Source organism: Nocardia sp. PE-7, from assembly GCF_030486425.1.
Lineage (GTDB): Bacteria > Actinomycetota > Actinomycetes > Mycobacteriales > Mycobacteriaceae > Nocardia > Nocardia salmonicida_A.
The window spans coordinates 2,933,882-2,960,431 of sequence record NZ_CP129614.1 but is presented as its reverse complement, the minus strand read 5'-3'; the positions used below and the strand labels follow the sequence as shown (position 1 = coordinate 2,960,431).

Here is a 26,550-nt window from a genome sequence, read left to right as displayed (position 1 = left end):
GTCAGCGGGTGGATCCGGTCCACGCGCGGGGGTCGGTGAAGGCGGGTCGGCGTTCCAGACGCCGCCAGCGGGCGACGGGCCTGGTCGGGGTCGGCGCCGCGGCGGCGGCTCGACGCCGGGCGAGCAACAGCAGGAGCAACGCGCCGAGTTCGTCCGGGTCGGCGCTGCCCTTTTCGACGCGAAGGAAGGGCACCGGGTCCGCGGCGCTCATTGCGGTGGGTTCCCGTGCTTGCGACGGGGCAGATCGGTGTCCTTGCCCGCCAGCATGGCGAAGGCGCGGATCAGCACACCACGGGTGTCGCGCGGGTCGATCACGTCGTCGATGAGTCCGCGCTCGGCCGCGTAGTAGGGATGCACGAGTTCCTCGCGGTACTCGGCGATCTTGCGGTCCCGGGTGGCCGCGGGATCCTCCGACGCGGCGATCTCGCGCCGGAACACCACATCGGCCGCGGCCTCGGCGCCCATCACGGCGATCTCGTTGGTCGGCCAGGCCAGCGCGAGATCGGTGCCGATCGACAGCGAGTCCATCACGATGTAGGCGCCGCCGTAGGACTTGCGCAGCACCAACGAGATGCGCGGCACCGTCGCATTGCAGTAGGCGTAGAGCAGTTTCGCACCGCGACGGATGATGCCCGCGTGTTCCTGGCCGACGCCGGGCAGGAACCCCGGCACGTCGACCAGGGTCAGCAGCGGGATGTTGAAGGCGTCGCAGAACTGGACGAACCGCGCGCCCTTCTCGCTGGCGTCGATGTCGAGCACCCCGGCCAGGCTCATCGGTTGGCTGGCCACCACCCCGACCACGTGGCCGTCGAGCCGGGCCAGCGCGCACACCAGGTTCGTCGCCCAGGTGGCCTGTACTTCGAAATAGTCGCCGTCGTCGACGATTTCGGCCAGCACCTCGCGAATGTCGTAGGGGCGGTTGCCGTCCAGCGGCACCAGGTCGGTCAGCGCCGTGGTCTGCCGGTCGGCGGGGTCGGCGGTGAACGCCACCGGCGGCAGCTCCCGATTGTTGGCGGGCAGCATCGACAGCAGCGCGCGGACCTCGGACAGGCACGACTGCTCGTCGTCGTAGACGAAATGCGCCACCCCCGAGACCGAGGCGTGGATGTCGGCGCCGCCGAGTTCGTCGTGGGTCACCTCCTCGCCGGTCACCGTGCGCACCACATCGGGGCCGGTGATGAACATCTGCGCGATATCGCGCACCACGAAGACGAAGTCGGTGAGCGCGGGCGAGTATGCCGCCCCGCCGGCGCACGGCCCGAGCATGACGCTGATCTGCGGGATGACGCCCGAGGCCCTGGTGTTGCGGCGGAAGATCCCGCCGTAGCCAGCCAGTGCCGTCACGCCCTCCTGGATGCGGGCGCCCGCACCGTCGTTGAGCGAGACCAGCGGAGCGCCCGCCGTGACGGCCATGTCCATGATCTTGTGGATCTTCTGGGCGTGTGCCTCGCCGAGTGCGCCGCCGAAGATCCGGAAGTCGCTGGCGTAGACGAAGACCGTGCGCGTGTCCACGGTTCCCCACCCGGTGATCACGCCGTCGGTGTGGGGTCTGCGCGCCTCCAGTCCGAACCCGGTGGCCCGGTGTCTGCGCAGCGGCTCCACCTCGACGAACGAACCGGGGTCGAGGAGCAGGTCGATGCGTTCGCGGGCGGTGAGTTTGCCCTTGGCGTGCTGGCGTTCGGTGGCCGCCGGGTCGGGGCCCTGACGCGCGCCGCGTTTGAGCGCGTCGAGTTCGTCGAGCCGTTGGGCGTACCCGGTGGGTTCTTGCACTGTCGTCATCGGATCTCCTGATGTGGTCGGCGGCGGCCGTGCTGTCAGCCGAGTAGCGTCCCGCCGGTGGCGTCGATGAACGCGCCGGTGATCCAGCGGGCTTCGTCGGTGGCGAGGAAGGTGACGACATCGGCGACGTCGACCGCCTCGCCGACCCGTTTGAACGCCGAGAACTGCGCCATCTGCTCGACCGCCTCCGGGATGTCGAACACGGCGCTGCCGTTGTTGGTGATGCCGGGCGCGACGCTGTTGACGGTGATCCCGCGCGGTGCCAGGTGTCGGGCGAAGTGCAGCGTGATCTGTTCCACCGCGCCCTTGGTCATCGAATAGGCCACCTGGTCGGGGCTGGCGAATCGGGTGAGTCCGGAGGAGATGTTGATGATGCGCCCGCCTTCGGGCAGCAGGCCGAGAGCGCGCTGCACGATGAAGAACGGCGCGCGGACATTGACCGCGAACAGCCGGTCGAAGTCCTCGGGTGTCACGTCCTCGGGGGCGACGCCGGCCGGGGTGGTGACACCGGCGTTGTTGACCAGGATGTCGAGCGTGGTCTCCCCGGTCCGTTCCTTGAGTCCCTGTTCGAGACCGAGGAACAGCTCGTGGACGCCGCCTGTCGTGCCGAGCTCGGCACGCACGGGAAACGCACGGCCGCCGTCGTTCTCGATGACCTCGACGGTCTCGCGGGCGGCGGCCTCGTTGTCCGCGTAGTGCACGGCCACGAGCGCGCCCTTGGCGGCGAGCTGGCGGGCGGTCGCGCGGCCGATGCCGCGGCTGGATCCGGTGACCAGGGCGGTCTTGTTCGTCAGGCTCATCGGTGTCTCCTTGGAATCGGGTGGTGCGGGCGCCGGGTCGCCGGGACCGGGCAGGCCGCTGATCATGCGGGCGAGATGGGATCGGACTTCGCCGAGCCGCAGGAGCTCGGCGAACAGCTGCCTGGCGGGTTCAACCTCCGGTCCGCCCAGCAGCAGCAAGGTCTGGGCGCGGATATTGGTCAGGGTGCGGGCGCCGACGGCGTGGCGGGTGCGGTGATAGCCGTCGAGTTCGGCCTCGCCTGCGGTGCCGGTGATCGCGGCGATCAACCGGCCCGACAGGTCGGCCGCGTCCTGCAGGCCGAGATTGAGGGCTTGGCCGCCCACCGGCATCTGCCGATGGGCCGCGTCACCGGCGAGCAGGACCCGGCCGCGCCGGTACCGGGTGACTTGCAGGCTGGTGTCGTCGAACGCGTTGCGCCACAACGGTGTTCCGTGTCCGATCGACTCGCCGGTCACCCGTTCCCAAGCGTCGGCGATCTCGGCGAGCTCCGGTTCCCCGCCCCCGGCGCGGGGTGCGGCGCCGTAGACGTGCACCATCACCCTGGTGCTGCCGTCGGGCCAGCGCGAGGACACCGCCAGCCCGTGCGGGAGTCGTTCGAATCGACGGGCCGCGATATCGATTCCGGCCACGTCGGCTCGCAGCATCTCCCGCCCGGCCTCGAGACCCGCCAGCTCGAATCCGGCCAGCTCGCGCACGGTGCCGCGTTCCCCATCGCAACCGACGAGGTAGGCGCCCCGGTGGGTGTGCCGTTCGCCGTCCGGGGTGACGGTGTCGATCAGCACAGCGCCCGCCTGCGCGGTCAGGGTGGTGGCGCGGTGCCCGCGCCGGAGCACCGCGCCTGCCTCGAGTGCTCGTTCCTGCAGTACCGCTTCCAGCCGGACCTGCGGGCACTTCCACTGGCCCGAGAACCGGTGGGCCGGATCGGCTTCGGTCAGATCCAGGCGCAGTCCGCCGAAGTGTCCCGGCCCGCCGTCGGGCAGCGGCCCGAGCCGGTCGAGCACGCCCCGCTCGGCGAGCACGTCCATGGTGCGGGCGTGCAGGGTGGAGGCCCGCGATTCGGTGGTGGGGGTGATCCGCTGCTCCACCACCGTCACGCGCACGCCCTGGCCGGCCAGATCGCCCGCGAGGAGCAACCCGACCGGCCCCGCGCCGACGATCAGGACGTCGGTGTCATCTACGGGCTTCGGCATAGTTCTTGGCGTGGTTCAGCGTGGCCCGGCTGTTGCCCCCGAGTGCCTCGCGCAGGAAGTTCCGCGCCTCTGCCACGCCGGCGTCGGGGCCGAGGATCTCGGTGATCCGTGCCGCCTCGACGATCACCGTGTGCTGCGAGGACGCGGTGGTCGTGCCGTCGGGGTTGGTCCGGAACTCCCAGTAGCCGGTGTGCAGGGCCATCAGCGCGGGCAGGGTGGTCTGCTTGTAGGCGATCCGGTGCTGGGGGAAGCAGACCCGCACCGACTCGGTGGTGTGACTCGATCCGTCCTTGGTCAGGGTGTCCATGCGCAGCACCTGCACACCGGGGGTGTTCTCGGTGAGCTGCACCGAGGCCACGTGCGGCAGGCGCTCGGTCCACAGGTTCGCCTCGTTGACGAAGTCGTAGACATCGCTTGCCGCACCGGCGATCTCGACCGAGTCGACGAACGACAGGGTCAGATCGGCGGTGCGCACCACCGACTCCACCGCGGCCTTGAGACCGGGCAGTTCCGCACGGCTGTTGTCGTCGACGGCCTTCTCGATCCACGCCAGCCCGTCGGGATCGTCGTCGATGGCTCGGTAGGAGTGCAGCAGCCGCAGCTCGGTCCCCCCGTCCTCGCGCGGTTCGATGATCCAGGTGCCGCTCATCTGGGCCACCGGGGGCGCGGATACCTCCTGCCAGAAGGTGATCCGCAGCTGCTCGGGATCGAGCACGCGGCGCGAGATCCAGGTCTTGGGCTCACCGTTGGCGGTGGCCCAGATCTGGATGCGTTCCTCGTTGCCCTCGTGTTCGAGGCGGGTCACATACACCGAGGGCGGGAACAGCCGGGGCCAGTTCTCCACCTCGGCCAGAAGGCGATACACCTCGGTCGGCGGGGCCGCCACGGTGATCGTGTGCTCGACCTCGCGGGTGGTCTGCGTCGTCATGGAAGTCTCCTGGTGCTCGTCGGCCGGAATCAGAAGTTGCCGAGTCCGCCGCAGACGTTGAGGGCCTGCGCGGTGATGGAGGCGGCCAGATCGGACGCCAGGTAGCCGACCAGGCCGGCCACCTCTTCGGGGGTGGAGTAGCGGCCGAGTGGGATCTTGGCCTGGAACTTGGTGAGGATCGCGTCCTCGGTGGTGTCGTAGGCTGCGGCATAGCCGGACCGAACCCGTTGTGCCATCGGCGTTTCCACGTAGCCGGGGCACACGGCGTTGACCGTGATCCCCGTCGGGGCCAGCTCGTTGCCGAGCGCCTTGGTGAACCCGACGACGCCGTGCTTGGACGCCGAGTACGGCGCCCCGAGCACCACGCCCTGCTTGCCCGCCGTCGAGGCGATGTTGATGATGCGGCCGCGCTGTTTTTCTCGCATGCCGCCGGTGGTGAGTACCTCGCGGCTGGCGAGGAACACGCTGTTGAGGTTGGTCGCGATCACGTCGGACCACAGTTCCTCGGTGAGGTCGGCGGTGACGCCGCCGCCGGAGCGGCCCGCGTTGTTGACCAACACGTCCACCGGGCCGTACCGGTCGACCGCGGCCCGTACGAACGCCGAGATATCCTCGGCCGCACGGACATCGGCGGTGGTGCCGTCCACGTCGAAGCCCTCGCCCCGCAAGTGCGCGACGGTGTCGGCGACGGCCTCCTTGTTGCGTGCGCACAGGAACACCCGGTGTCCCTGCCCGGCCAGTTGACGGACCGAGGCGAGGCCGATGCCGCTGGTGGCGCCGGTGACCAGAGCCACCTTGTCGTCGTTGGTCATATCTGTTCTCCTGTCGGGCAATCGGTTTCGCGCTCAGCTGGGCTGGGGCGCTTCGAGCAGCTGTTCGTTGACCAGATCGACCAGCGCGCGCGGCGTGGTCACGGCGACGACGGCGTCGTCGTCGAGGGTGACGCCGAATTCGCGTTTGATCCGACCGGTGGTCTCGAGCAGCGCCAGCGACTCGTAGCCGAGGTCTTCGAACTCGATGTCGGCGAATTCGCCGTCGAGGCCGGGGCTGTCGCCGCTGCCTTCTCGTAGGATGCGGCGCAGATCGTCGAGAGTGAACGATGTCGACACGGGCTTTCCTTTCCTCAGGGGCGAAGATGTTCGGGGCCGCGCACGACCATGGCCGAGTTGAACCCGCCCACGCCGCGAGCGAGCACGAGCGCGGTCCGCACGGGTGCGGGCCTGACCTCGGTGACCAGGTCGAGCTGATAGTCCGCAGCGAGATCGGTGCCGATGGTCGGCGGGATCACCCCGCCGCGGATGGACAGGAAGGCGGCGGCCAGGTCCAGCGGTGCCGCGCCCGAATAGAGCCGTCCGGTCATGGTTTTCGGTGCTGTCACCGGCACGCCGCGCGCACCGAACACCGCGACCAGGGCGTCGACCTCGATCCGATCGAGTTCGGCGATGCCGGCGGCATCGGCGAAGACGACGTCGATCTCGGCGGGAGTCACCCCCGCGTCGCCGAGGGCGAGTTCGATCGCCCGGCGCAGACCCGGTTCGCCAGGACCGTCGGGACGCGGGTCCATGGTCGCCGCGTGCCCGGCGATCTCGCCGTAGATCTGGGGCGCATCGCGGCGTCTGGCGTGCTCGGCGTCCTCGAGGACCAACAGCGCGCCACCCTCACCCGGGACGTAGCCGCCCGCCTGCGCGTCGAACGGCAGGTAGGCGCGGTCCGGGTCGGTGACGGTGCTCAGTCCGCCGCCGGCCAGCTGTGCCACCCACCCCCACGGGCAGATCGAAGCGTCGACCGCGCCGGTCACCACCAGCGTGGTGCCGCGCCGAATCTGCCTGCGCGCCTGGGCAACCGCGTCCAGCCCGCCGGCCTGGTCGCTGACCACCACGCTGCTCGGCCCGCGCAGCCCGTTGCGGATGGAGATCTGCCCGCTGTTGACCGCGTAGAACCAGGCGAAGGACTGATAGGCGCTCACGTACTCGCCGCCCTTGCTCCACAGTGCGCGCAGTTCGTTCTGCCCGAACTCGAAGCCACCCGAGCTGCTGGCGGTGATCACGCCCGCGGCGTAATCGGGCAGCTCGTCGGGTCGCACGCCGGCGTCGGCGAAGGCCCAGTCCGCGCTCACCAGAGCCAGCCGCGTCATCCGGTCGGTCTGCGGCAACAGCCGACCAGGCAGATGCTCCTCGGCCTCGAATCCGGTGATCTCCCCCGCCAATTGCGCCGGATAGGACGCGGGGTCGAACCGGGTGACCCGGCGGATTCCGGTGCGCCCCGCCAGCGTGGTGCGCCAGTACTCTTCCAGCCCGAGACCGGTCGGCGCGGCGACGCCGAGCCCGGTCACCACCGCGGCGGTCATCGTCGGCTCCGGAACGGATCGGCGAGCACGACCGCGCTCTGGAAACCACCGAACCCGCTGCCCACCGACAGCACCACGTCGACTTTGTGGTCGCGCGCGGTCAACGGCACATAGTCCAGATCGCATTCGGGGTCGGGATTGTGCAGGTTCGCTGTGGGCGGCACCACGTTGTTGACCAACGCCAGCACCGACGCCGCGATCTCGATCGACCCGATCGCGCCGAGCGAATGCCCGACCATCGACTTGATCGAGCTCATCGGCGTGCGATACGCGTGATCGCCGAGAACGCGTTTGACCGCGGCGGTCTCGTGCCGGTCGTTCTGTTTGGTACCCGAACCGTGCGCGTTGATGTAGTCGATCTCGGTGCCGTCGATCCGTGCCTGACCGAGTGCGGTGCGAATCGCCTCGGCCATCTCCTTGCCGTCCGGGCGCAGACCGGTCATGTGGAAGGCATTGGAACGGGTGGCGTGCCCGGCCAGCTCGGCATAGATCGTCGCGCCGCGTTTGCGCGCGCTCTCCAGCTCCTCGAGCACGAACACCGCCGCGCCCTCGCCGAGGACGAAGCCGTTGCGGCTGGCGTCGAAGGGCCGTGAGGCGTGCGCGGGATCGTCGTTGCGCGGGGTGGTCGCCTTGATCGCGTCGAAGCAGGCCACCGTGATCGGGCTGATCGGCGCGTCGGTGGCGCCGGCGATCATCACGTCCGCGCCGCCTTCGCGCAGCACCTCCGCGGCGTAGCCGACCGCGTCCAGACCGGAGGTGCACCCGGTGGACACCACGGTCGACGGTCCCTGCGCGCCGACCGCCCAGGCTACTTCGGTCGCGAACGAACTCGGGACGAAGTAGTTGTACAGGTGCGGCACCGCGTAGTTGTGATCGACCAGTTCCAGCCGCCCACCGTCACTGACGGTGCGGTACTCCTCATCGAGGCCCATCGTGGCGCCCACCGCACTGCCGATGGTGACACCGGTCCGAAACGGGTCGATATCGTCGAACTCGAGCCCGCTGTCGGCGACCGCCTCACGGGCACTGACCACCGCCAGCTGCGCCGCCCGGTCCATCCGGCGGATCTCCTGCGGGGTCAGGCCGTGTAATTCGGGGTCGAAGTCGATCTCGGCGGCCACCTGGGACCGGAACGGCGCCGGATCGAACAGCGAGATCCGTCCGGTCGCGGTGCGGCCGTTGGAGATCAGGTCCCAGAAACTCTTCGTTCCCACCCCGCCGGGGGCGCTCACACCGACGCCGGTGATCACCACGCGGCGTTCGGGCGCGCTCATCGCGCGTTCCAGTCGTAGAAGCGGTGCGCCATCGCGTCCGCCGGTGAGCGCCAGGTCTTCGGGTCGTAGGCCTCGATGAACGGCTTGAGATCCTGACTGATCCGCACGAAGCGGTCGTCGGTCTTGGCGTCCTCGATCCGTTCGCCGCCGTTGTCTTCGTCGAAGTCCTGCAGGTGGAAGTACAGGCCGCGGTAGTGGAAGAGCTGGCGGCGGCGCGTGCCCATCCGGTGCGGCAGCTCGGTGGTGTCGAATTCCCGGAACAGTCCGGCGACATCGCCCGCGGACGCGAGGTCCATGCGGGCCACGATCAGTGTGCTGAACATTGACTTCCCCTTCTCTCGGATGTTCATCGGGCAGGCCCGAACCAGCGGTCCAGGACGGTCGGCAGGTCGTCGTGCGTGCCGGGGGCGACCCAGGCCACATGGCCGTCGGGCCGCACCAGCAGCGCGGTGGTGCGCGCGTCGGCGTCGATGGGTTCGGCCGCCGTCGCGGTGACCACGTCGATGCGGTCGGTCCACGGCTCGGCCCTGCGGCGCAGCGCCGGGTTGTCGGTGAGGTCGAGCAGAACGCCCCGGCCGGGCCGCAGCAGTGCGGCGGTGTCGGTGGCGTGCGCGCCGCGCACGAGCCTGCGCCGCGGCAGCCGCGCACCCAGTAGCGGATGGGACCCGCCGCCCACGTCGTAGCGGATGTCGAGTCCGGTGACCCGGGCCGCGAGGTGTCGTTCCACCTCCGGATAGGCCACGAGTTCGCGCAGCACCTCACGCAGTGGCCCGACCTCCTCGCCGCCGAGGATGAACAGGCTCTGCGCCTTGGTGTTGGCCAGCAGCCGCTGCCCGACCGGGTGACGTTCCCCGTGGTAGGTGTCGAGCAGGGCGGCCGGTGCCCTGCCGCGGCTCACCGCGGCGAGCTTCCAGCCGAGGTTCACCGCGTCCTGGATGCCGGTGTTCATGCCCTGCCCACCCGCGGGCAGGTGCACGTGCGCCGCGTCGCCCGCGAGCAGCACCCGCCCCCGCCGGCACTCGGTGACCAGACGCGCGGCGTCACCGAAGGCGCTCACCCAGACCGGTTCCGCGTGCGAGATGTCGACATCGGTCAGCCGCTTCCAGACGTCGGCGACCTCGGCGAAATCCGGTGGGCCGGTGCGCCGCCGTGGTGCGGCGCCGCGTTCGCCGACGATGATCCGGTAGGCGCCGCCGGGCAGCGGGGCACTCATCACCATGCCGCCGGATACCTGCTGGCCGATCATCCGCGGCGCGATCTCCACCCCGCGAACATCGGCGAGCAGCAGTTCGGTGGTGGCCGGGGTGCCGGGGAAGTCGAAACCGGCGGCCTTGCGCACCACGCTGCGACCACCGTCGGCGCCGACGAGGTAGCCGGCACGCAACGGCGCGTGCTCCGCGAAGTGCACGGTGACGCCGTCGGCGTCGCTGTCGAGCCCGACGACTTCGTGTCCGCGCCGGATGTCGGCGCCCAGCTCACGCGCCCAGCCCTCCAACACCGCCTCGGTCGTCGACTGCGGCACCACGCGTGGCGCTTCCAGCGGTGCGCCGAGGACCGTGAGGTCGAGTGGAATCCCGCCGAAATGCCCCGCCGAACCGGTCTCCACCGCGCCGAAGCGGCCGAGCAGTCCGCGCTGGTCGAGCACTTCGGTGGTGCGCAGGGTCAACCCGATGCCGCGCGATTCCCCGGTGCGGGCGGGCAGCCGGTCGACGACGATCACGTCGACGCCCGCCAGCCGCAGTTCCCCGGCCAGTGTCAGCCCGGTCGGTCCCGCGCCTGCCACGATGACGGCAGCGTCCATGGTTACCTCCTGAATTCCGTTCATGCCGCATGACTTCCGGAGTCGTCGAGGCGGCACACAGTGGTGCCGGAGCTCACCGTCGTGCCGACGGTGGCGGTCAGTTCGCGCACGATGCCCGCCCGGTGCGCGGTGAGCGGCTGTTCCATCTTCATGGCCTCGAGAACGGCGACGAGGTCGCCGGAATCGACCCATTGCCCTTCTGTCACAGCGATTTTCACGACAGTGCCCTGCATGGGCGCGACCAGTGCGTCGGAAGCGGAGGGGCCGCGTCCACCGCGCGCGGTGCGAGCGCTGCGGCGTGGTGCCGCGCTGCCGATGTGGTCGGGGGCGGGCAGCGAGACCTCCAGCCGGCGGCCGCTGATCTCCACGACCACCGTCTCCCGTCGGGGTTCGGCTGTCGTCTCCCCCGCGATGTCCTGCGCGGGGATGCGATTGTCGAAGTCGGTCTCGATCCAGCGGGTGTGCACGGTGAACGGCGCGCCGGTGAAGGCGGGGTCGTCGAGCATCGCTCGATGGAACGGCAGCGTCGTCGCGACGCCGTCCACGGTGAGCTCGGCGAGCACCCGGCGCGACCGTGCCAGCGCTTGATCGCGGTCGGCGCCGGTGACGATCACCTTGGCCAGCAACGAGTCCCAGGCCGGACCGATCACCGATCCCTGCTCCACGCCGGTATCGACGCGCACCCCCGGACCCGAGGGCGCGGCGAACTTCGTCACCGTGCCCGGCGCGGGCAGGAATCCCCGCCCGGGGTCCTCGGCGTTGATGCGGAACTCCAGCGCGTGCCCGCGCGCGGGCGGGTCGTCGTAGCCGAGGGGTTCACCGCGGGCGATCCGGAACATCTCCCGAACCAGGTCGATCCCGGTCACTTCCTCGCTCACGGGATGTTCGACCTGCAGCCGGGTGTTCACCTCCAGGAACGACAGCGTCCCGTCACGCCCGATCAGGAATTCGCAGGTGCCCGCACCCACATACCCCGCCTCGGACAGGATCGCCTTCGACGCCCGGTACAGCTCGTCGCGTTGAGCGTCGGTGAGAAACGGTGCGGGCGCCTCCTCCACCAGCTTCTGGTGGCGGCGCTGCAACGAGCAGTCCCGCGTCGACACCACCACCACATGCCCGAAGACATCGGCGAGGCATTGGGTTTCCACGTGACGCGGCTGCTCGAGGTAGCGCTCCACGAAGCACTCCCCGCGCCCGAAGGCCGCGGTCGCCTCGCGCACGGCCGCGTCGAACAGTTCGGCGATCTCCGCGCGCTCGTGCACCACCCGCAACCCGCGACCTCCGCCACCGTGGGCGGCTTTGATCGCGATCGGCAGTCCGTGCCGGTCGGCGAAGTCGACCGCCTCGGCCGCGCCACCGATCGGATCGCGCGTGCCCGGTACCAGTGGCGCGCCGACCGCCTCGGCGATGCGCCGCGCCGAGACCTTGTCACCGAGGGCACGGATCGCCGCGGGCGGCGGGCCGATCCAGGTGAGACCCGCGTCGAGCACCGCCTGCGCGAAATCGGCGTCCTCGGAGAGGAATCCGTAGCCGGGGTGAACCGCGTCCGCGCCGGCGGCAGTTGCGGCGCGGAGCAGTTTCGCGGCGTCGAGGTAGCTCGTCGCCGGCGTGTCACCACCCAGCGCGTACGCCTCGTCGGCCAGCCGCACATGGGGTGCGTCCCGATCGGGTTCGGCGTAGACCGCGACCGCGGCCAATCCTTCGTCGCGGCACGCGCGCACGACGCGGACCGCGATCTCGCCTCGATTGGCGATGAGTACCTTGCGCATCGTCGGTGCTCCCTGTCGCTTCGTCACGGTCACAGGTAGACGGTGTTGGGCGGCAGGCCGACCAGCGAACGGCCGTACAGCTCGATGTTCACGCTGGGCGTGATCATCGCGTGCAGCGAGGTCGCGTGGATATCGCGCTGCAACCGCGCGATCGGCACGTCGCGCTGGATCGAGGAACCGCCGCTGGCTTGGGCCAGGATCTCCACCGCCTGCTTGGCCTGGTGGGCCACCCAGCCGATCTGCACCCGCGACCAGACCCGTTCCTGTTCGGTCCACGCCTCGTTCGCCGCGGCCTTCGCATCGATCACGTCGGCGTAGGTGCGCGCCCGCACCTCGGCGTCCTCGATCAGCAAGGCCGCCTCGCCGACCTGCAAATGGGTGACCGGGGCGTCGAGCTGGCTGGGGTAATCGGTGTAGGTTATGGGCCGGCCGGGCAGCCGTTCGACGAACGCCGCCAGCGCCGCCCGCGCCGCACCGACCAGCTGACCGGTCTGGATCGCGGTGACCGGCACCAGCACCGGGGCCGCGTACTTCGGCTTGAGCACGTTCACCGCCGACTTGGACCGATTCTGGTAGAAGTCTTCGCCGGTGATCACCCGATGCTCGGGCACGAAGACGTTCTCGGCGACCGCCGAGACGCTGCCGGAGCCTTCCAGCCCGGAGGTGTACCAGTCGTCGACGATGCGCAGATCAGCCGTCGGCACCAGGGCGAAGATCGGCACCGGCTCGGCGCCGGGCTCGGTCGGCAGCGCCACGGTGACCTTCCAGTGTGCGTGCAGTACACCGCTGTTGAAGCGCCACGTGCCGTTCAGTACCCAACCGCCGTCGACCTTCGTCGCGGTACCGGTGGGCGCGGTGGTGCCCGAGATCCGCACGTTCGGTGTCGCGAAGACCTCGTCGAGTGCGGCGTCGGGCCACAGCGCCGACATCCAGGTGAGCGAGGCGTAGATCGACAGGCAGAAGGCCACCGAGGTGTTGCCGCGGGCGACCTCGGCGAGCACGTCCACGAAATCCCGGGTGTCGGATTCGTATCCGCCGTACTGCGCCGGAACCTGCATGTTCAGCAACGAGGATTCCTCGATCGCTTCGATGACATCGTCGGGCAGGCGGCGGTTCTCGTCGATCCACCGGGCCCGCGAGCGCAATAGCGGCGCCAGCTTGGTGGCGCGCTCGACGAGTTCCTCACGGGACGGGTTGGTAGACATGGTCGATTCCTCTCGCCGAATATCGTGAATACCGAAGCGGTATCGAAGAAGTTCGAGAATTATTCGGCGACAACGCTGCTCACCGATCACCGAAAATCTCGCACAGAATTCGATGATGATTCAAGAGCTGCGGAGCGACTCTACGGTCGACCCGTAGGTTCTGCCCGGGGAAACCACAGGATCAGCACCCGGGCAACATGTTCGGGAACGACGACCCACGCACAAAAGGACGGCAGTCGTGCGGAACACGACTGCCGTCCGAGTAATTCGACTACCGGAAACTACCTCACGCGCACTCCCGCGCATTCATTACCCCGGCCAGTTGACGCCGACCCGCGATACCGAGTTTGCGGTACACATTGGACAGGTGGAACTCCACGGTTCGCACCGTGAGGAACAACTGCTCGGCGATTTCCTTGTTGCTGAGCCCGCGCACCGCGAGGCCGGCGATCTTGCGCTCCTGCCTGGTCAAGCCGGTCTCGCGATGCTGGTTGTCCAGTTCGCCGAGCACCGAGCCCGCGCGCTGCAGTACAGGTCTGATACCGGCGGCGGACGCGAGCTCGGTGGCCGCGGCGACCGCCCACCGTGACCGCTGCGCGTCACCCTCGATCGCGTGCAACTGCCCCAGATCACAGAGTGCGCCCATCAGCTCGTAGCGCGCTTCGGCGAGTTCGAGTAGCTCCACGGCACGTTCGAGCGCGCCCACCGACCGACCGTTGCGCCGGGCCATGCCGACCGCGTGCAGAGCCCGCCCCACCGCTCCCGGTGAGCCCCAGCGCCGGGCCGCCGCGAGCTCGTCGTCGGCCAGTGCCGCCGCGAGGTCGCAGCGACCCAGCGCGGCCGCCACCAGCGCGGCGCGGGATCGCCACGGAATGATCGCCGGATTGGCGACATTCACTGCGGTCAGCACCTTTCCGCAGGCCAGGTAGTCCGCCAGGCTGCGTTCGAGGTCCCCTTCGGCACGGTGCAGCGCGCCTCGGGCGGCGAGCACGTGGGCGTGGTCCGGCATCGTCTCCGCCGCGCTCATCCGGTCCTCGAACAGACACCGCGCGCTGCCGAGATCGCCGACCTGGACCAGCGCCTCCACGAGCCAGGCCAGCGCTATGCCGCGCAGCGCCGGTGTCACACCGCGACGCAGCAGCGGTTCCATCGCCTCGATCGCCGCCGCGGGGCGGCCGGACTGCGCGTCGATTCTGGCGCGAATCAGCGTGAGGGCTTCGAAGACCCGGAACGAGATCTCGCCACGATCAGCCGACAGCCACCGGGTGCAGTACGCGGAAGCCTCCGCACATCGATCCGCGTACACCAGGGCCAGCAGCGACAGCCATAAACACCCCGGGTCCGGCTCGTCGGATTCGGCATCGAGCACGAGTTCCGATCGCCGGACGATGGTCTCGCGGTCCAGGACTCCGCAGTGCAGGAAGAGCATATTCTGCACGCCGCCGCACAAGGTGTCGGCATCGCCGAAACGCAGGCGCGCCTCGGCACGACCGATGCCGGACAGATAGTCGATCTTTTCGGTCAGCCGCGCGTCTCTACGGTCACACCAAGTCGATTCCGCGTGACCACATCTCGCCAGATCGACACATCCCGAGATTCGAGGAGAATTGGTCGACAACACTTTCTGACGTTCCGACATAACATTCACTACGCTCGGTGACGATGCGCCTTCCGAGCGGAACACAGGACGATTGGTCATGAGGTCTCCCTGGTGCAGCAAGCCAAGCTTCCACGCCATCACAGGCCGCGGAAATTCCCCTCCGTTTGCCAAAGTACCAGCGACACAGCGCAATTCAGAGTGATGTTCAACATATGAATCCCATGATCTTATCTCTTGCAGATCACAGCTGAATTACACGCTCGCACAGCCTATTACCGGAACAGAATCGACCATTGCCAGACCCCGGAATGCGATGGTAATCGTGCGCGCAACGGGAAGGACACCGCCGAGGCGCCTGCGCACCGACCTCGGGTCCGGGGACTCGTCTGCGGCCCGGCGCGACCGGGGGCCGGGCGAGTAACCTCCTCGTCTCGTCGAGCAGTCTCGGTATCAACCGTAACTCGACAGTTCAACGATGTCATCTCGGAAGGTCAGCAAACTGTATCCGCCGGTTCAACTCGGCGGCTCGGGAGGATCGGATTCCACTCACGGCGATCGGTGGTCTGGCGACGGACCCGGGATGCTCGCTAGATTCGGGATGCAGTGTCCACCAACGTGATCGGAGGCCCAGATGGCGCAGACTGTCCCCCACTCGGTGTCGGCGTCCTGGCTGCGCGACCATCACGGTGAGCCCGATCTTCTCGTCGTGGACGCGAGCACCGATTTCACCGTGCTCGACGACGGGACGTTCACCCTCGAGTCGGGGCGCACCGCGTACGCGGCAACACATGTCCCAGGTGCCGTCTTCGCGGATCTGCTCACCGACTTCGCCGATCCCGCGTCCGATCAGCCCTGCACCGCACCGGAATCGGAGCGATTCGCCGCTGCCGCGGGCGCGATCGGCATCGGCGACGGGGTCCGTGTCGTCATCTACGACCAGCACGACGGAATCTGGGCCACCCGCTTCTGGTGGCACCTGCGCCTGGAAGGTTTCGACGACGTGGCAGTCCTCGACGGCGGCTTTTCCGCGTGGCGAGCGGCGGGTGGCGAGGTTTCGAATTCCCCGGTGACGCCCACGCCCGCCACCTTCACCGCTCGCCGTCGTCCGGACCTCATCCGGTCCACCGACGAGGTGAAGTCCGCGATCGCCGACGACAGGTTCCGCACTGTCGCAGTCCTCGACGCCGCGATCTACCGGGGCGAGACAGACGTTTTCGCGCGGCCCGGCCACATCCCCGGAAGCATCAACCTGCCCGTCGACCGGATCCGCGATCCCGAGACCGGAGCACTGCGCCCCCTCGAGGAACTGCGAGCATTGTTCGATGCCGAGGGCCTACTCGATCCAGCGATCACGCCTGTCACCTATTGCGGCGGCGGCGTCGCGGCAACGACCGTCGCTCATGCGCTGGCCCTCGTCGGACGCGACGACGTCGCCGTCTACGACGGTTCGCTGACCGCCTGGACCGCCGACCCCGCGCTCCCTCTCGTGGTGGGCGAGCAGCCCGGCTGACCCACCAGCCCGGGTCGCATCGACGACGCGGCCGAGACTTCGACCCAGTTTCATGGACCGAATCACCGAGCCGTCAAAGCCCTTGGGCCGCAGTGAAAGACATACTCGCGATGTCGATGACTGGAAGGCACCTCACCCGAGCCGGTAGTTCAGCGTGACGGCCAGGGTCGCGACGGCGAGCCCCAGGAATACCGAGACAGGTCCCAGCGCGTAGTCGCGGACACGCAGATGCGCTACGACAGCTCCGACGAAGTAGAGCACCAAACCGGTCGCCGCCGCGATCCCCAGCGCCGGAACGACGAACCCGGCGAGAAGTCCGAGCGCACCAGCGCCGAGCAGCGTACCCATCACCACAATCCAGGACTCCGGCACCTGGACGACTTTCGCCGCGGCGACCGGGATGGGATGGCGGATGTAGTTCATCCAGCACCCCAGGCCGGTCGCCGTCGCGGTCAGTAAGGTGAGGACGGCGTACAGAGTGAACATCAGATCCTCCTTCGATGATGAATTCCGTTGCGGTGCAAGAAATCTATCCGGATGGCCATCAAACGAAGCGCTCCGTCTCTATACCGGCCGGCCCACACCACGCTCCACGAACAGCAGCGTGGGCGCTACTGCGGTGCAGCGACGTGGACTACGCAAGCGTCCCGCACGGCCTCGCCGAAACCGCTACCCGCGTGCGGCGTTCGCGGTGGTGATGAACTCGATCTGCGCGGGTGAGGGTCCGCAGTACTCGCTCTCGATGCGCTCGGCCTCCTCGGCTTGCATCCGGTACATGCTGTCGCGCAGGCCCGCGTCACCGCCGTGGAACCCTTCCAACAGTGCCATCCATCGAGCCGCCAGATGCTGCGCCTCCGGTGAGGTCGGGTCCATGCCCGCCGCTATCGCCGCGTCGACCTGTGGGATCAGCACGGCCCAGTCCGCCTCGGCTTGCTGAATACGCTGTTCGCCGAGCTCTTCCCGGCGCAGCGCGAGCTGAGTGACCTGCTCCTCGGTGAAATATTGCTTGATGGTGTCGTCGACCATGACGGTCCTCCTGATCAAATCCAGGAAGTGTTCTGTGGATGCGTCCGAGCGGCTGTCCGCCGTGGCGGCCAGTGCCGCGACCAGAGCATGCAGGTCCCGGGTCGCGGCCAGCTGTGCGGCCAGATAGTCGCGATGAGCAGCCAATACCCGCGACATCGCGACGGCGCCCGCGAGCACATCGGCGATCTGATCCAGCCCGAGGCCCAGCTGACGCAAGGCGAGCACCTGATACAGCCGCTCGACATCTCCCGCGGTGTAGAGCCGGTGACCGGTGCTGCTGCGCTCCGCAGGATGGACCAACCCGATGCGGTCGTAGTGGTGCAGCGTCCGGACGGTCAGCCCGGCCTCGGCCGCGAGCTCACCGACCTTCCACAGACGCCCGGTTCCGCGCTGGTTCATCCGTTCATCCCACTTCCACCGACGCACTGTGCGTCGGCATCGTCGACGGTAGAACCTGACGTTACGTCAGGTGCAAGCCCGAATTCGCCGACCGGATCCACGGGTCTTCGACGACCCCGACTGCCGAAAGATTTCCGTTGCCTAGACCCGGTCCAGCGCCCGCCACGGCTCCGGCGGAAATTCGACGACAATGCTGTCGCCGGGCCTGACCTCACCACCTGCGGTGACCACGCCCATGATTCCGGCCTTGCGCACAACGGTGCCTGCCGCATCGTGATGGACGAGCCGCTTCAACAGCCCTTCCTGGAATCTGTCGATCTGCACGCACGGGTTGCGCAGGCCGGTTACTTCGACCACCGCGTCGGAGCCGATCCGAAGCAGCGTGCCCACCGGTAGTGCGAGCAGATCGATGGCGCTGGTGGTGATGTTCTCACCGAGATCGCCGGGGAACACCTCGAATCCGTGTTCGGCGACTTCGCCGAACAGCTCCTCGTGCATGAGGTGAACCTGCCGCAGGTTCGGTTGGGTCGGGTCCTGCGCGACACGAGACCGGTGTTTGACGGTCGTTCCGGCGTGGACATCGCCTTCTACGCCGAGGCCGGTCAACAGGCGAATGCTGGGCCGGGTCGGCTTGGTGAACGAGTACTCGCCATTGCTGTTCACCGCGATCACTGTGCCGCTCATCGTGTTTCGTGTCCCCTCGTCGTCCGAAACGTCGATTCGAGCGTAACCCGGGGCCGTGGGGACTCTCGGGTGGTTTTCGACTCGCGAGAGGTCTGCCATGCGCGACCTGACACGATCCAGCGCTTGACCCTGACACAGTGACAACGTCTTCACTGGAGGCAGGAGGTGGTTCCCATGAACCCGACACCGGGACAATCGGTAGATCCGCGGCTGCTTGCCGCACTGCGCGCGGAGAACGCGTCGACCCGACTGCAGGCCGCGCTGCTCGCGGGCACACATCCCGGCCCGACGCTGCTCGGAGCCCTGATCGACCGCTGTGCCGTGGAGCCGGACTTCTTCGTCCGCGACATGCTCACCTGGGCGCTGACCAGGCTCCCCGCCGAGTTGACCGTGCCCAGGCTTCGCGCCGAATTGGAATCCGACGGCGCGCAGGCCCGCAGCCAGGCGCTGCACACACTGTCCAAGATCGGCGATCCGGCGGTCTGGCCGGCGATCACCCCGGCGCTGCTGCGCGATCCCGACGACGACGTCGCGCGCAGCGCGTGGCGCGCAGCCGTTGTTCTGGTGCCCGACACCGAGCGCGAGGCGCTGGCCTACGAACTGTCCACCCAATTCGGGCGCGGCGATCGGGAGGTGCGACGCAGTCTGAGCCGGGCGCTGACCACACTGGGCGAGGTGATCCTCGCGGTACTGCACCGGGCGGCGAGCAGCACCGACCCGCACGTGCGAGCGCACGCAGAGGCCACCGAGCAGTTGCTGCGTGACCCGGACGCCGCCTTCGAGCTCGACATCGACGCGGCAAAGCGGGTCGCGGCGCTCGACGGCGCGCCGTGCTGATCGGCGAGGTGGCGCGGCGTTCGGGAGTCAGCACCCGAATGCTGCGCCACTACGACTCACTCGGTTTGGTACGCCCCACCGGGCGCACCGTCGGCGGCTACCGCCAGTACTCCGATGCCGACATCCGCAGCATCTTCCACGTGGAAAGCCTTCGCTCCCTTGGCCTGTCGCTGCGCGAGATCGCCCAGGTACTGGCAGATCAGTCGTTCACGCCGCAGGCCCTGGTCAGCGATCTCATCCGACGCACCGAGGAACGGCTGGTGCGCGAACGCGAACTGCTCGAGCGACTGCGCGCGGTCGAGAACGCCGAGCCCGGAGACTGGCGCGATGTGCTGCGCATCGTGCAACTCGTGCGCACGCTCGGCTCGAGCGACCCGCACCGTCGCCTGCAGGCGGTGCTGAACCCGGCCGACAACGAACCGGTGCCGACCGACCTGCTGGCCGCGGCCGTGCTCGCCGAGGCCGAACCCAACATGGCAGGCGCCCTGCGCTGGGCACTGTCGAGGGCCGGTGACGAAGGGCTGGTCTCGCTCGCGACCGGGCTGACCGTCCCCGACGTCGAGGTCCGGCGCCGGGCCGTGCTGGCGGTGGCCGAGATCCCGGGCGATGCCGCGACCGAGCTGCTCATCGCCGCGATCGACGACCCGGACTCCGCCGTCCGCGGCCCCGCCGCCCTGGCCGCCGGTACCCGCGGGGTGAGTGCGGCCGAACCGGTCCTGGTGGCCATGGTGATCGCGGGCACCAACGATGTCGACGCGGGCGAAGTGCTGGGCGCGCTGTCGGAGGACCCGGACTCCGCGGATCGAATACTGCGCGCGCTGACCGACGCGCTGACCGCACACGAGGACGACGCAGGCATCCGAATCCGGCTCATCCAGGCGCTGGTGGAACTGCCCGGCACCCGTGCGCTGGCGACCTTGCGGGCACTGAGCGAGGACGCCGATCACTCTGTCGCCCTCGTCGCGACCGCCTTCGCCGAACTGGTGGCCTCCCGGGCGAGCCAGGATCGTTGATAACAAATGGTATCGACGCATTCAAAGCTGCCATGGCGAACCTGGGCGATCGACCACAGGAGCACGACGATGAGGCGGGATAGACCGGTCGCATCGCAACGTGTGTTCTGTGCGCCGCCGACGTGAGTCTGCCTGCGCTGCAGTCGATCGCGGGCCGGCAGCCCGGCAACCTGAGTCCTGCCTACGCCCGGATAGGTGGGAGGTCACCGACGGGGCCGAGAGCCCGCCCACTCACCGGCGCGGCATGCGGCCCACGATCACGCACGCGGTCCGAAGAACTCGGCGCGGGCGGCATCGAGGCGGGCCTGAGCCTGGGCAGCGCCTTGGAAGCTGACCGCGGCCGATCCGCCACCGGCGAGCCCCAAGGCTAGGAGACCGCCGATCACCGAGAGAAGATTCGGCTCGGGAAGATCGCCCGTGTCGCTGGTGGGCGTGACCTCGTGGGCCGCGACCGTCGCTCCGCCGCCGGGCGCGGACGCGGGTGGATCACCTACTCCGCCGGGAGCCGGCGGTCCGAGCGACTCTCCGACTCCCCCTGGCACAGATCCGACCGGCGGTGCTGTGCTGCCGCCGGGTGCGTCGCCGCCAGGTGAGTCGCCGCCGGGTTCGGCAGTATCCGGCTGGGCAGCCTGCGGCTCGGGAAGCACGGGTGCCGGCGCTGCATCGGGGGCCGGGACCTCGGGAGCGGATCCCGGGGCAGGCGCCTGGGGCTCCGGGGCATTGCCGGGGTTCGGGTTGTCGCCTTGGTTCCCGCCACCATTTCCCTGGTTGCCGTTACCGCTGCCGGGGTTCTGATTCCCGTTGTTGCCCTGATTCCCGCCACCGTTACCCTGGTTACCGTTACCGCTGCCGGGGTTCTGATTCCCGTTGTTGCCCTGATTCCCGCCACCGTTACCCTGGTTACCGTTACCGCTGCCGGGGTTCTGATTCCCGTTGTTGCCCTGATTCCCGCCACCATTTCCCTGGTTGCCGTTACCGCTGCCAGGGTTCGAGTTCCCGTTGTTCCCGCCATGACCGTGGTCTCCCGGAACCGCGACGAACCGGACGGCGTCGCCGGAACCGGGTCCATCACCCCCCGGAACCTCGGTGGAGCGCAGTCCTGCGACGACAGCGCTCTTTGCACTGGGAGCGACGTTCGGCTGAGCAACCGCGAGTTCTCCGTATCCGAGGAGCCCGAGAACGCCCGCGGCCCCGGCCACCACGGCTGTTCGTCTCATCCGACCGACCGTCATGCGCCCTCCGTCCCGTCCTCGATAGCCCAGCTCACACCCTTGCGGTCGGATCCGGCGCCTCGCGCGTTACGCACCGCCGCGCCCGGGGAACCAGCCACGGCACCTGTTGCACTCCTCCCGGAGCGCGGTCAGTCCGGGCCCGTCACCCCTCGACGGTGGAACAGTGCGTACCGATCGAGAGGGGCAGTGTGGTCGGCGGCGGTCGGATACCACCTGGAGCGCGACCGGTTTCACCGCGATCCGCAGCTGGCGTCTGCTCGCTGTCACGTCAGCTTCGATGCACGTCGCGGGCACCGGGTAAGGATCCCGGCGAGCTCAACGGTTCAGCTGCGGGGTGGGTCGAATTAGCGTCGGGTGAGAAATGTCCTCATCGTCGGAAGGAACACGATGACCGTCGTACCCCCGGTAATTTCCGCTGTCGAACTCGCCGCCGCGCTGGACGCCGGTGCCGATGTCGTCGTCCTGGAGGTCCGCCGGGATCGGGACACCCTTCCGGCGGGCGCGCACCTCGCACTGTCGGACGAGGTGCCCGCCGGGCACCTACCGGGCGCGCACCTCGTCGATTTCGCCGCGCTCGTCGGACCACGGACCGAAACCTCGGGTAACGGTCCACTGCCCCGAGAATCGCAGGTCCAGGAACTGCTGGAACAGTGGGGAGTACACGAGTCCAGCGTGGTCGCGGTGTACAGCCCGGATCATCCGTCCAGCGCGTCCCGTGTGTGGTGGGTGCTGCGATGGGCGGGTCTGGCCGACGTTCGTTTCCTCGATGGCGGGCTGTCGGCATGGCTGGCCGCGGGTCAGGAACTCACCGATACCCGTCCGGCCAGCGGTGGAGGGACCGCGCGGGTGCGGCTCGGATCGCTGCCGACTCTCGATGCCGAAAGCGCCGGCGCCCTCGCCCGCGACGGACATCTGCTCGATGCCAGGGGAATCGGCGCCTACACCGGCTCCGGTGACGACGCCACCAGCGGCCACATCCCCGGCGCGCACAGCCTGCCGGGCGTCGACAATCTGCGCGAGGGCTACCTCGCCGACGCCGACACCCTGCGCGGGCTCTACGCGCCCTATCTCACCGGTGCGCCGATCGGGTCGTATTGCGGCGGCGGCGTGGCCGCGACGCTGGATGTGCTGGCGCTGAGCACAATCGGAGTGACCGCGGCCCTGTATCCCGGTTCGTGGTCGCACTGGACCGCCGATCCGGCCCGCCCGATCGCCACGGGGACACTGCCCGGCTGACCTTCCCACGGCCGAAACGACAAGGGCCGGTTCGCGAATCACGCGAACCGGCCCTTGCCATCGTCAGCCCTTGTCGACCACCCCGGGCCCACCGGAGAGATCCCCGGTGAACAGGCCCCGAAGCTCCCTCTCCTCGTCGGGGCTCGGAACCCAGCGGGTGGCGGTGAGATTCTCGTCGAGTTGTTCGGGCACGGTGACCCCGGCGATGACACTGGTCACCGTCGGCTGGGCCAGCAGCCAGCCCAGCGCCAGCGCCGAGGGCGTCACCCCGCGTTCGGCGGCGAACGCGTCGAAGCGTTCGAGTGCGTCCCACGGGGCGGTCTTCAGCAGGTAGCGCTTGAGATTGGTGATCTTCGCGCCCTCCGGCGCGTCGCCTGCTCGATACTTGCCGGTGAGCAGACCGTTCTGCAGCGGGAAGTACGGGATGAAGCCGAGCCCGTAGTTCCGCAGGGCGGGAATCAATTCCTCTTCCGGCTTGCGCCAGGTGAGGTTGTATTCGTCGGTGGTGGAGACGAACCGGGTGAACCCGTTGCGCGCGGCGACGTGTTCGGCGTCGGCGATCTGCCACGCCTTGAAGTTCGACGCCCCGATATAGCGGACCTTGCCCGACCGGACCAGGGTGTCCAACGCCGCCAGGGTCTCCTCGATCGGCGTGTGCGCGTCGGGGAAATGGATCTGGTACAGGTCGATGTAGTCGGTGTTCAGCCGCCGAAGCGAGTCCTCCACCGAGGCCACGATGTATTTGCGCGAACCGGTCAGCGCGTAGCTCGGCCCACGGTCGGCCAGCAACGAGCGGCCGAATTTCGTTCCGATGATGACACTTTCGCGCCTGCTGCCCAATGCCTTGGCGAACAGTTCCTCACTCAGGCCGGTGCGGTCACCGTAGCCCTCGGCCAGGTCGAAGTAGGTGATGCCCAGATCGATCGCCCGGTCCACGATCGCCTGCACCTGGTCGAAGTCGACAGCGCGCATCCCGGAGCGTCCGGAGGTGCTCGCGCCGATGCCCAGTTCCGACAGGATCAGTCCCGATCGCCCGAGCGGGCGGTAGCCGGTCGGGATTCCCGGTCCCCACGCCATCAGCCGTTGTCCGTATCGAGCAGACCCTGCAGGGTGTCGGCCTCGTACTCGGTGCGGAACAGACCGCGCCGCTGCAACTCCGGCACCACGAGGTCGACCAGCAGGTCAGCCGGGCCGCGGTGATAGGGCGGGAAGAACTGCACGCCGTCGAGCACTCGCTCCACGAAGTTCTCCTCCACCCAGTCGGCGATGGTGGTGGCGTCACCGACGAGGGCGGGCTGGGCAGCCTGCCGAGTGCGCTGCACGTAGTGGTAGAGCTCGCGCAAGGTCAGGTCCTCCCCGATCGAGGAGAGCAGACGGCGGATCGTCTCGCGATCGTCGCGGCCACGGATATGGCGCTTCTCCCGGCCCAGCGAGCCGAGAAATCCGTCGAAGGCGTTGGGCGACACCGTATCCAGGTCGACCACGTCGGCCACCTTCTCGCTGTCGCGCACCCGCGACAGGTCGATGCCCAGCGCGATCGAGAACTGCTCGGGGATCTCCTCGGTGATCTGGAAGTTGTTGACCTGGCGGTAGATCGACTGCGCCTCCCGCTTGGTGCCCGCCAGGTAGAACGTCGCACCCGGGATGATCTTGAACTTCTCCGGGTCGCGTCCGGCGGCCTCGACCCTGGCCTTCTGCGCGCGGTACTCCTCCTTGCCGCGCTCGATCCCGAGATACGGCGAGAAGCGCACTTGCGCGAAGTCGGCGCCGTATTGCAGCGACTCCTCCGAGGTGCCCACGTGCACATTCGGGATGCGCCGCTGCACCGGCGGCGGCACGTTCAGCGGCCCACGGACCTCGAAATGCTCGCCCGCGTGCTCGATCCGGTGCCAGGAGTCCGGCTTGATCAGGACGTTCTTCTCGCGATCGTCGAGCAGGAAGTCCTGATCCCAGCTCTCGTAGAGCAGCCGGTTGACCACCTCGGTGAACTCGCGGGCGCGGGTGTATTTGCTCTGTTCGTCCGGGATGGCGTTCTTGCCGTAGTTGAGCGCCGGATCGCCCTGGCGGTCGATGCCGAACACGACATTGAGCGCGGTGCGGCCCTTGGCGAAGTTGTCCAGGGTCGCGAGCTGGCGGGCGATGGCGTACGGGTGCTCGAACGAGGAGTTCACCGACACCAGGAACCCGAGGTTCTTGGTCACCGCGGCCGCGTAACCGGCATAGATGAAGTTGTCCCAGCGATAGATTCGCTGCAGGTGGTCGGGCTCGCTGCCCAGCGCGGAGCCCGCGAAGACATAGTCGAGCTTGCCGCGTTCGGCCGCGCGGGCCACGTCCACGATGACGCTGGGGTCATGCAGGCCGGAGTTGGTGGCCTGCGGCAGCCGCCAGGCGTCGGCGTCCCAGCCGGTGCCGTAGGCGGCGAGGCCGAGCCGGAGTTTTCTGTCGGTCATCGAATATCCTCGGAGGAGCTAGGAATTGCTGGCGAACTGATTGGGCGGCACCGGCAGGCCGAAGTGCCCGCGGAAGGTGTCGGTGGTGTACTCGGTGCGGAAGACGCCCTTGTCCTGCAGGATCGGCACCACTTCGCCGGTGAACCGCTCGAGCTGGTCCCACAGGTAGGGCGAGTTGATGTTGAAGCCCTCGGCCGCACCCCGGTCGAACCACTCGATGAGCCGGTCGGCCACATCCTGAGCGGTGCCGATCACCTGCGGGAACCCGCCGCCGATGGCGTTGCGCAGCAGATCGCCCGCGCGCACCGCACCTCTCTCGACGGTGCGGTCGGTACGGGCGGCGACGGCATCGAGCAATTTCCTGCCGTAGTCGTTGAACTGCGCGGCGGTCTCGGTGGTGACGAGGGCGTCGATTCCGCCCGCACGCAGGTCGACGCCGACCCGCTCCGACAGCGAGCGCAGGCTGCGCACCCCGCGCGGGAGCGGAAAGCGTGACTGCTGGATGGCCGTCCACGCCTCGCTGGTCCAGAACTGCTCGTCCTTGTCGCCGTCGACGGGGTCCTCGTCCAGCGGCAGACCGGCATTGAGGCGTTCGAAGATCTCGACCGCGTCGGCGCGGGTGTCGCCGATGACCGGAGAGATGCCGGGCAAGAAGAAGATCGGGACGTCGTGGCCGTGGATGCGGCGGGCCCGCGCGCGGATGTCGGTGTTGAACTCGATCGAGTCCTCGATGCTCGCGGGTCCGGTGAAGTTGAGTTCGCAATGGCGCGCGGTCAATTCACGCGACAGCTCCGAGGCGCCCGCGTACAGCAGCGGGATCTGGCCCTGCGGCGGCCTGGCCATCGGCAGCGTGCCCGCGACCTGGAAGAACTCGCCCTTGTGCTCGAGCCGGTGCACTTTGGTCGGGTCCAGGTAGTGCCCGGTGCCCTTGTCCTGCAGGTAGGCGCCGTCCTCGATGCTGTCCCACAGCTGCCGGATCACCCGGATGAACTCGTCGGCGCGCGCGTAGCGGCGCTCGCCGCCCAGGTCGGGCAGGCTGAAGTTGCGCGCCGCCAGATCCGAGGCGCCGAGCACCACGTTCCACGACAGGCGGCCCTTGCTGAGGTGATCCAACGAGGCGGTGAGCCGGGCCAGGATGTAGGGCTCGTAGTAGGTGGGGTGCGCGGTGACGACGAGACCCAGCTTCGAGGTGGTCAGCGCCAATTGTGACGCGAGCGTGAAGGGTTCGAGCCTGCCCGCGTTGTGGGTGGTGCCCCAGTGCTCCTGGTAGACATCGCCGGGCAGGGTGTCGCCGAGGAAGAAGAAGTCGAACTTGGCGTCTTCGACGATCTTGGCGGCCTTGGCGGCGTAGTCGAGCTCGAAAGCGTTGGCGGTGGGCGCCTCGGGCAGGCGCCAGCCACCCCAGTGGGTGCCGTTGAGCCAGTACATATAGCCCAGGTGGAGTTGACGTTTCGCGGGGGTTCCCACGG

The 26,550-nt window shown here is 68.7% G+C and carries 24 protein-coding genes; 4 read left to right on the top strand and 20 right to left on the bottom strand.

What is annotated here, in order from left to right; all coding sequences use genetic code 11:
- Position 1 precedes the first annotated feature (1 nt).
- The 13 genes from QX204_RS13850 to QX204_RS13790 form a co-directional block, all read right to left on the bottom strand.
- Positions 2–211 (bottom strand): acyl-CoA carboxylase epsilon subunit, encoded by a 210-nt coding sequence (locus tag QX204_RS13850; protein ID WP_301907177.1) that lies wholly within the window; start codon positions 209–211, stop codon positions 2–4.
- On the bottom strand, positions 208–1,779 hold the full coding sequence (locus QX204_RS13845; protein WP_301907176.1) for an acyl-CoA carboxylase subunit beta: 1,572 nt from the start codon (positions 1,777–1,779) through the stop codon (positions 208–210). Before QX204_RS13845 ends, QX204_RS13850 begins: the two co-directional genes overlap by 4 nt.
- A 35-nt stretch (positions 1,780–1,814) precedes the next feature.
- Entirely contained in the window at positions 1,815–3,770 is a 1,956-nt protein-coding gene (locus tag QX204_RS13840) for an SDR family oxidoreductase (protein ID WP_301907175.1), read from the bottom strand.
- Positions 3,751–4,698: an aromatase/cyclase gene (locus tag QX204_RS13835; protein ID WP_301907174.1), complete on the bottom strand. Its 948-nt coding sequence runs from the start codon at positions 4,696–4,698 to the stop codon at positions 3,751–3,753. Before QX204_RS13835 ends, QX204_RS13840 begins: the two co-directional genes overlap by 20 nt.
- Before the next feature lie 29 nt (positions 4,699–4,727).
- The gene (gene fabG, locus QX204_RS13830) at positions 4,728–5,510 is read right to left on the bottom strand and encodes a 3-oxoacyl-ACP reductase FabG (protein ID WP_301907172.1); all 783 of its coding nucleotides are present in this window, start codon (positions 5,508–5,510) and stop codon (positions 4,728–4,730) included.
- 33 nt (positions 5,511–5,543) lie between these two features.
- Complete coding sequence (locus tag QX204_RS13825) at positions 5,544–5,807, bottom strand: acyl carrier protein (protein ID WP_056819520.1); 264 nt, start codon at positions 5,805–5,807, stop codon at positions 5,544–5,546.
- 14 nt (positions 5,808–5,821) lie between these two features.
- The gene (locus QX204_RS13820; protein ID WP_301907171.1) at positions 5,822–7,045 is read right to left on the bottom strand and encodes a ketosynthase chain-length factor; all 1,224 of its coding nucleotides are present in this window, start codon (positions 7,043–7,045) and stop codon (positions 5,822–5,824) included.
- On the bottom strand, positions 7,042–8,319 hold the full coding sequence (locus tag QX204_RS13815; protein ID WP_301907170.1) for a beta-ketoacyl-[acyl-carrier-protein] synthase family protein: 1,278 nt from the start codon (positions 8,317–8,319) through the stop codon (positions 7,042–7,044). Before QX204_RS13815 ends, QX204_RS13820 begins: the two co-directional genes overlap by 4 nt.
- A complete protein-coding gene (locus QX204_RS13810) occupies positions 8,316–8,642 on the bottom strand; it encodes a TcmI family type II polyketide cyclase (RefSeq protein WP_067445797.1) in 327 nt (108 codons plus the stop codon). Before QX204_RS13810 ends, QX204_RS13815 begins: the two co-directional genes overlap by 4 nt.
- A 23-nt stretch (positions 8,643–8,665) precedes the next feature.
- Positions 8,666–10,120, bottom strand: a complete 1,455-nt coding sequence (locus QX204_RS13805; RefSeq protein WP_301907168.1) for an FAD-dependent monooxygenase — start codon at positions 10,118–10,120, stop codon at positions 8,666–8,668.
- A 20-nt stretch (positions 10,121–10,140) separates the two neighbouring features.
- Positions 10,141–11,889 (bottom strand): acetyl/propionyl/methylcrotonyl-CoA carboxylase subunit alpha, encoded by a 1,749-nt coding sequence (locus tag QX204_RS13800; protein WP_301907167.1) that lies wholly within the window; start codon positions 11,887–11,889, stop codon positions 10,141–10,143.
- Positions 11,890–11,918: 29 nt separating this feature from the next.
- Positions 11,919–13,094 (bottom strand): acyl-CoA dehydrogenase family protein, encoded by a 1,176-nt coding sequence (locus tag QX204_RS13795; protein ID WP_301907166.1) that lies wholly within the window; start codon positions 13,092–13,094, stop codon positions 11,919–11,921.
- Positions 13,095–13,380: 286 nt separating this feature from the next.
- On the bottom strand, positions 13,381–14,523 hold the full coding sequence (locus QX204_RS13790; RefSeq protein WP_301907992.1) for a helix-turn-helix transcriptional regulator: 1,143 nt from the start codon (positions 14,521–14,523) through the stop codon (positions 13,381–13,383).
- 802 nt (positions 14,524–15,325) lie between these two features.
- Here QX204_RS13790 and QX204_RS13785 point away from each other — a divergent pair.
- Positions 15,326–16,204, top strand: a complete 879-nt coding sequence (locus QX204_RS13785; RefSeq protein WP_301907165.1) for a sulfurtransferase — start codon at positions 15,326–15,328, stop codon at positions 16,202–16,204.
- 132 nt (positions 16,205–16,336) lie between these two features.
- On the opposite strand, the gene QX204_RS13780 is transcribed toward QX204_RS13785, so the two are convergent.
- From QX204_RS13780 to QX204_RS13770, 3 genes are all read right to left on the bottom strand, one after another.
- Positions 16,337–16,690 carry a DoxX family protein gene (locus QX204_RS13780; protein ID WP_301907164.1) on the bottom strand — a complete coding sequence of 118 codons (354 nt, stop codon included), beginning with the start codon at positions 16,688–16,690 and terminating at the stop codon, positions 16,337–16,339.
- 183 nt (positions 16,691–16,873) lie between these two features.
- The gene (locus QX204_RS13775) at positions 16,874–17,629 is read right to left on the bottom strand and encodes a MerR family transcriptional regulator (RefSeq protein WP_301907163.1); all 756 of its coding nucleotides are present in this window, start codon (positions 17,627–17,629) and stop codon (positions 16,874–16,876) included.
- 141 nt (positions 17,630–17,770) lie between these two features.
- A complete protein-coding gene (locus tag QX204_RS13770; RefSeq protein ID WP_301907162.1) occupies positions 17,771–18,313 on the bottom strand; it encodes an MOSC domain-containing protein in 543 nt (180 codons plus the stop codon).
- Between the two features lie 174 nt (positions 18,314–18,487).
- Here QX204_RS13770 and QX204_RS13765 point away from each other — a divergent pair, with 174 nt between their 5' ends.
- Entirely contained in the window at positions 18,488–19,150 is a 663-nt protein-coding gene (locus QX204_RS13765; protein WP_301907161.1) for a HEAT repeat domain-containing protein, read from the top strand.
- Positions 19,144–20,163, top strand: coding sequence for a MerR family transcriptional regulator (locus QX204_RS13760; RefSeq protein WP_301907159.1), 1,020 nt, complete (start codon positions 19,144–19,146; stop codon positions 20,161–20,163). Before QX204_RS13765 ends, QX204_RS13760 begins: the two co-directional genes overlap by 7 nt.
- A gap of 257 nt (positions 20,164–20,420) precedes the next feature.
- Here QX204_RS13760 and QX204_RS13755 read toward each other — a convergent pair whose 3' ends face one another.
- Positions 20,421–21,380 (bottom strand): hypothetical protein, encoded by a 960-nt coding sequence (locus QX204_RS13755; protein WP_301907158.1) that lies wholly within the window; start codon positions 21,378–21,380, stop codon positions 20,421–20,423.
- A gap of 402 nt (positions 21,381–21,782) precedes the next feature.
- Here QX204_RS13755 and QX204_RS13750 point away from each other — a divergent pair, with 402 nt between their 5' ends.
- Positions 21,783–22,631: a sulfurtransferase gene (locus tag QX204_RS13750; RefSeq protein WP_301907157.1), complete on the top strand. Its 849-nt coding sequence runs from the start codon at positions 21,783–21,785 to the stop codon at positions 22,629–22,631.
- A 63-nt stretch (positions 22,632–22,694) separates the two neighbouring features.
- Here the strand turns inward: QX204_RS13750 and QX204_RS13745 are convergent, their stop codons facing one another.
- From QX204_RS13745 to QX204_RS13735, 3 genes are read right to left on the bottom strand one after another with little or no spacing between them, the layout of a single operon-like run.
- Complete coding sequence (locus QX204_RS13745; protein WP_301907156.1) at positions 22,695–23,708, bottom strand: aldo/keto reductase; 1,014 nt, start codon at positions 23,706–23,708, stop codon at positions 22,695–22,697.
- A complete protein-coding gene (locus QX204_RS13740; protein ID WP_301907155.1) occupies positions 23,708–25,081 on the bottom strand; it encodes an NtaA/DmoA family FMN-dependent monooxygenase in 1,374 nt (457 codons plus the stop codon). The genes QX204_RS13745 and QX204_RS13740 overlap by 1 nt, the downstream gene beginning before the upstream one ends.
- 18 nt (positions 25,082–25,099) lie before the next feature.
- Complete coding sequence (locus QX204_RS13735) at positions 25,100–26,548, bottom strand: NtaA/DmoA family FMN-dependent monooxygenase (RefSeq protein ID WP_301907154.1); 1,449 nt, start codon at positions 26,546–26,548, stop codon at positions 25,100–25,102.
- Between the last annotated feature and the right edge of the window lie 2 nt (positions 26,549–26,550).

Excerpts from the sequence above, each read along its gene's own strand:
- QX204_RS13800 (WP_301907167.1), bottom strand. The coding sequence starts at position 11,889 with ATGCGCAAGGTACTCATCGCCAATCGAGGCGAGATCGCGGTCCGCGTC.
- QX204_RS13835 (WP_301907174.1), bottom strand. The coding sequence starts at position 4,698 with ATGACGACGCAGACCACCCGCGAGGTCGAGCACACGATCACCGTGGCG.
- QX204_RS13785 (WP_301907165.1), top strand. The coding sequence starts at position 15,326 with ATGGCGCAGACTGTCCCCCACTCGGTGTCGGCGTCCTGGCTGCGCGAC.
- QX204_RS13740 (WP_301907155.1), bottom strand. The coding sequence starts at position 25,081 with ATGACCGACAGAAAACTCCGGCTCGGCCTCGCCGCCTACGGCACCGGC.
- QX204_RS13770 (WP_301907162.1), bottom strand. The coding sequence starts at position 18,313 with ATGAGCGGCACAGTGATCGCGGTGAACAGCAATGGCGAGTACTCGTTC.
- QX204_RS13805 (WP_301907168.1), bottom strand. The coding sequence starts at position 10,120 with ATGGACGCTGCCGTCATCGTGGCAGGCGCGGGACCGACCGGGCTGACA.
- QX204_RS13775 (WP_301907163.1), bottom strand. The coding sequence starts at position 17,629 with ATGAACCAGCGCGGAACCGGGCGTCTGTGGAAGGTCGGTGAGCTCGCG.
- QX204_RS13840 (WP_301907175.1), bottom strand. The coding sequence starts at position 3,770 with ATGCCGAAGCCCGTAGATGACACCGACGTCCTGATCGTCGGCGCGGGG.
- QX204_RS13750 (WP_301907157.1), top strand. The coding sequence starts at position 21,783 with ATGACCGTCGTACCCCCGGTAATTTCCGCTGTCGAACTCGCCGCCGCG.
- QX204_RS13780 (WP_301907164.1), bottom strand. The coding sequence starts at position 16,690 with ATGTTCACTCTGTACGCCGTCCTCACCTTACTGACCGCGACGGCGACC.
- fabG (WP_301907172.1), bottom strand. The coding sequence starts at position 5,510 with ATGACCAACGACGACAAGGTGGCTCTGGTCACCGGCGCCACCAGCGGC.
- QX204_RS13810 (WP_067445797.1), bottom strand. The coding sequence starts at position 8,642 with ATGTTCAGCACACTGATCGTGGCCCGCATGGACCTCGCGTCCGCGGGC.
- QX204_RS13845 (WP_301907176.1), bottom strand. The coding sequence starts at position 1,779 with ATGACGACAGTGCAAGAACCCACCGGGTACGCCCAACGGCTCGACGAA.
- QX204_RS13755 (WP_301907158.1), bottom strand. The coding sequence starts at position 21,380 with ATGAGACGAACAGCCGTGGTGGCCGGGGCCGCGGGCGTTCTCGGGCTC.
- QX204_RS13745 (WP_301907156.1), bottom strand. The coding sequence starts at position 23,708 with ATGGCGTGGGGACCGGGAATCCCGACCGGCTACCGCCCGCTCGGGCGA.
- QX204_RS13795 (WP_301907166.1), bottom strand. The coding sequence starts at position 13,094 with ATGTCTACCAACCCGTCCCGTGAGGAACTCGTCGAGCGCGCCACCAAG.
- QX204_RS13815 (WP_301907170.1), bottom strand. The coding sequence starts at position 8,319 with ATGAGCGCGCCCGAACGCCGCGTGGTGATCACCGGCGTCGGTGTGAGC.
- QX204_RS13850 (WP_301907177.1), bottom strand. The coding sequence starts at position 211 with ATGAGCGCCGCGGACCCGGTGCCCTTCCTTCGCGTCGAAAAGGGCAGC.
- QX204_RS13820 (WP_301907171.1), bottom strand. The coding sequence starts at position 7,045 with ATGACCGCCGCGGTGGTGACCGGGCTCGGCGTCGCCGCGCCGACCGGT.
- QX204_RS13790 (WP_301907992.1), bottom strand. The coding sequence starts at position 14,523 with ATGCTCTTCCTGCACTGCGGAGTCCTGGACCGCGAGACCATCGTCCGG.
- QX204_RS13765 (WP_301907161.1), top strand. The coding sequence starts at position 18,488 with ATGAACCCGACACCGGGACAATCGGTAGATCCGCGGCTGCTTGCCGCA.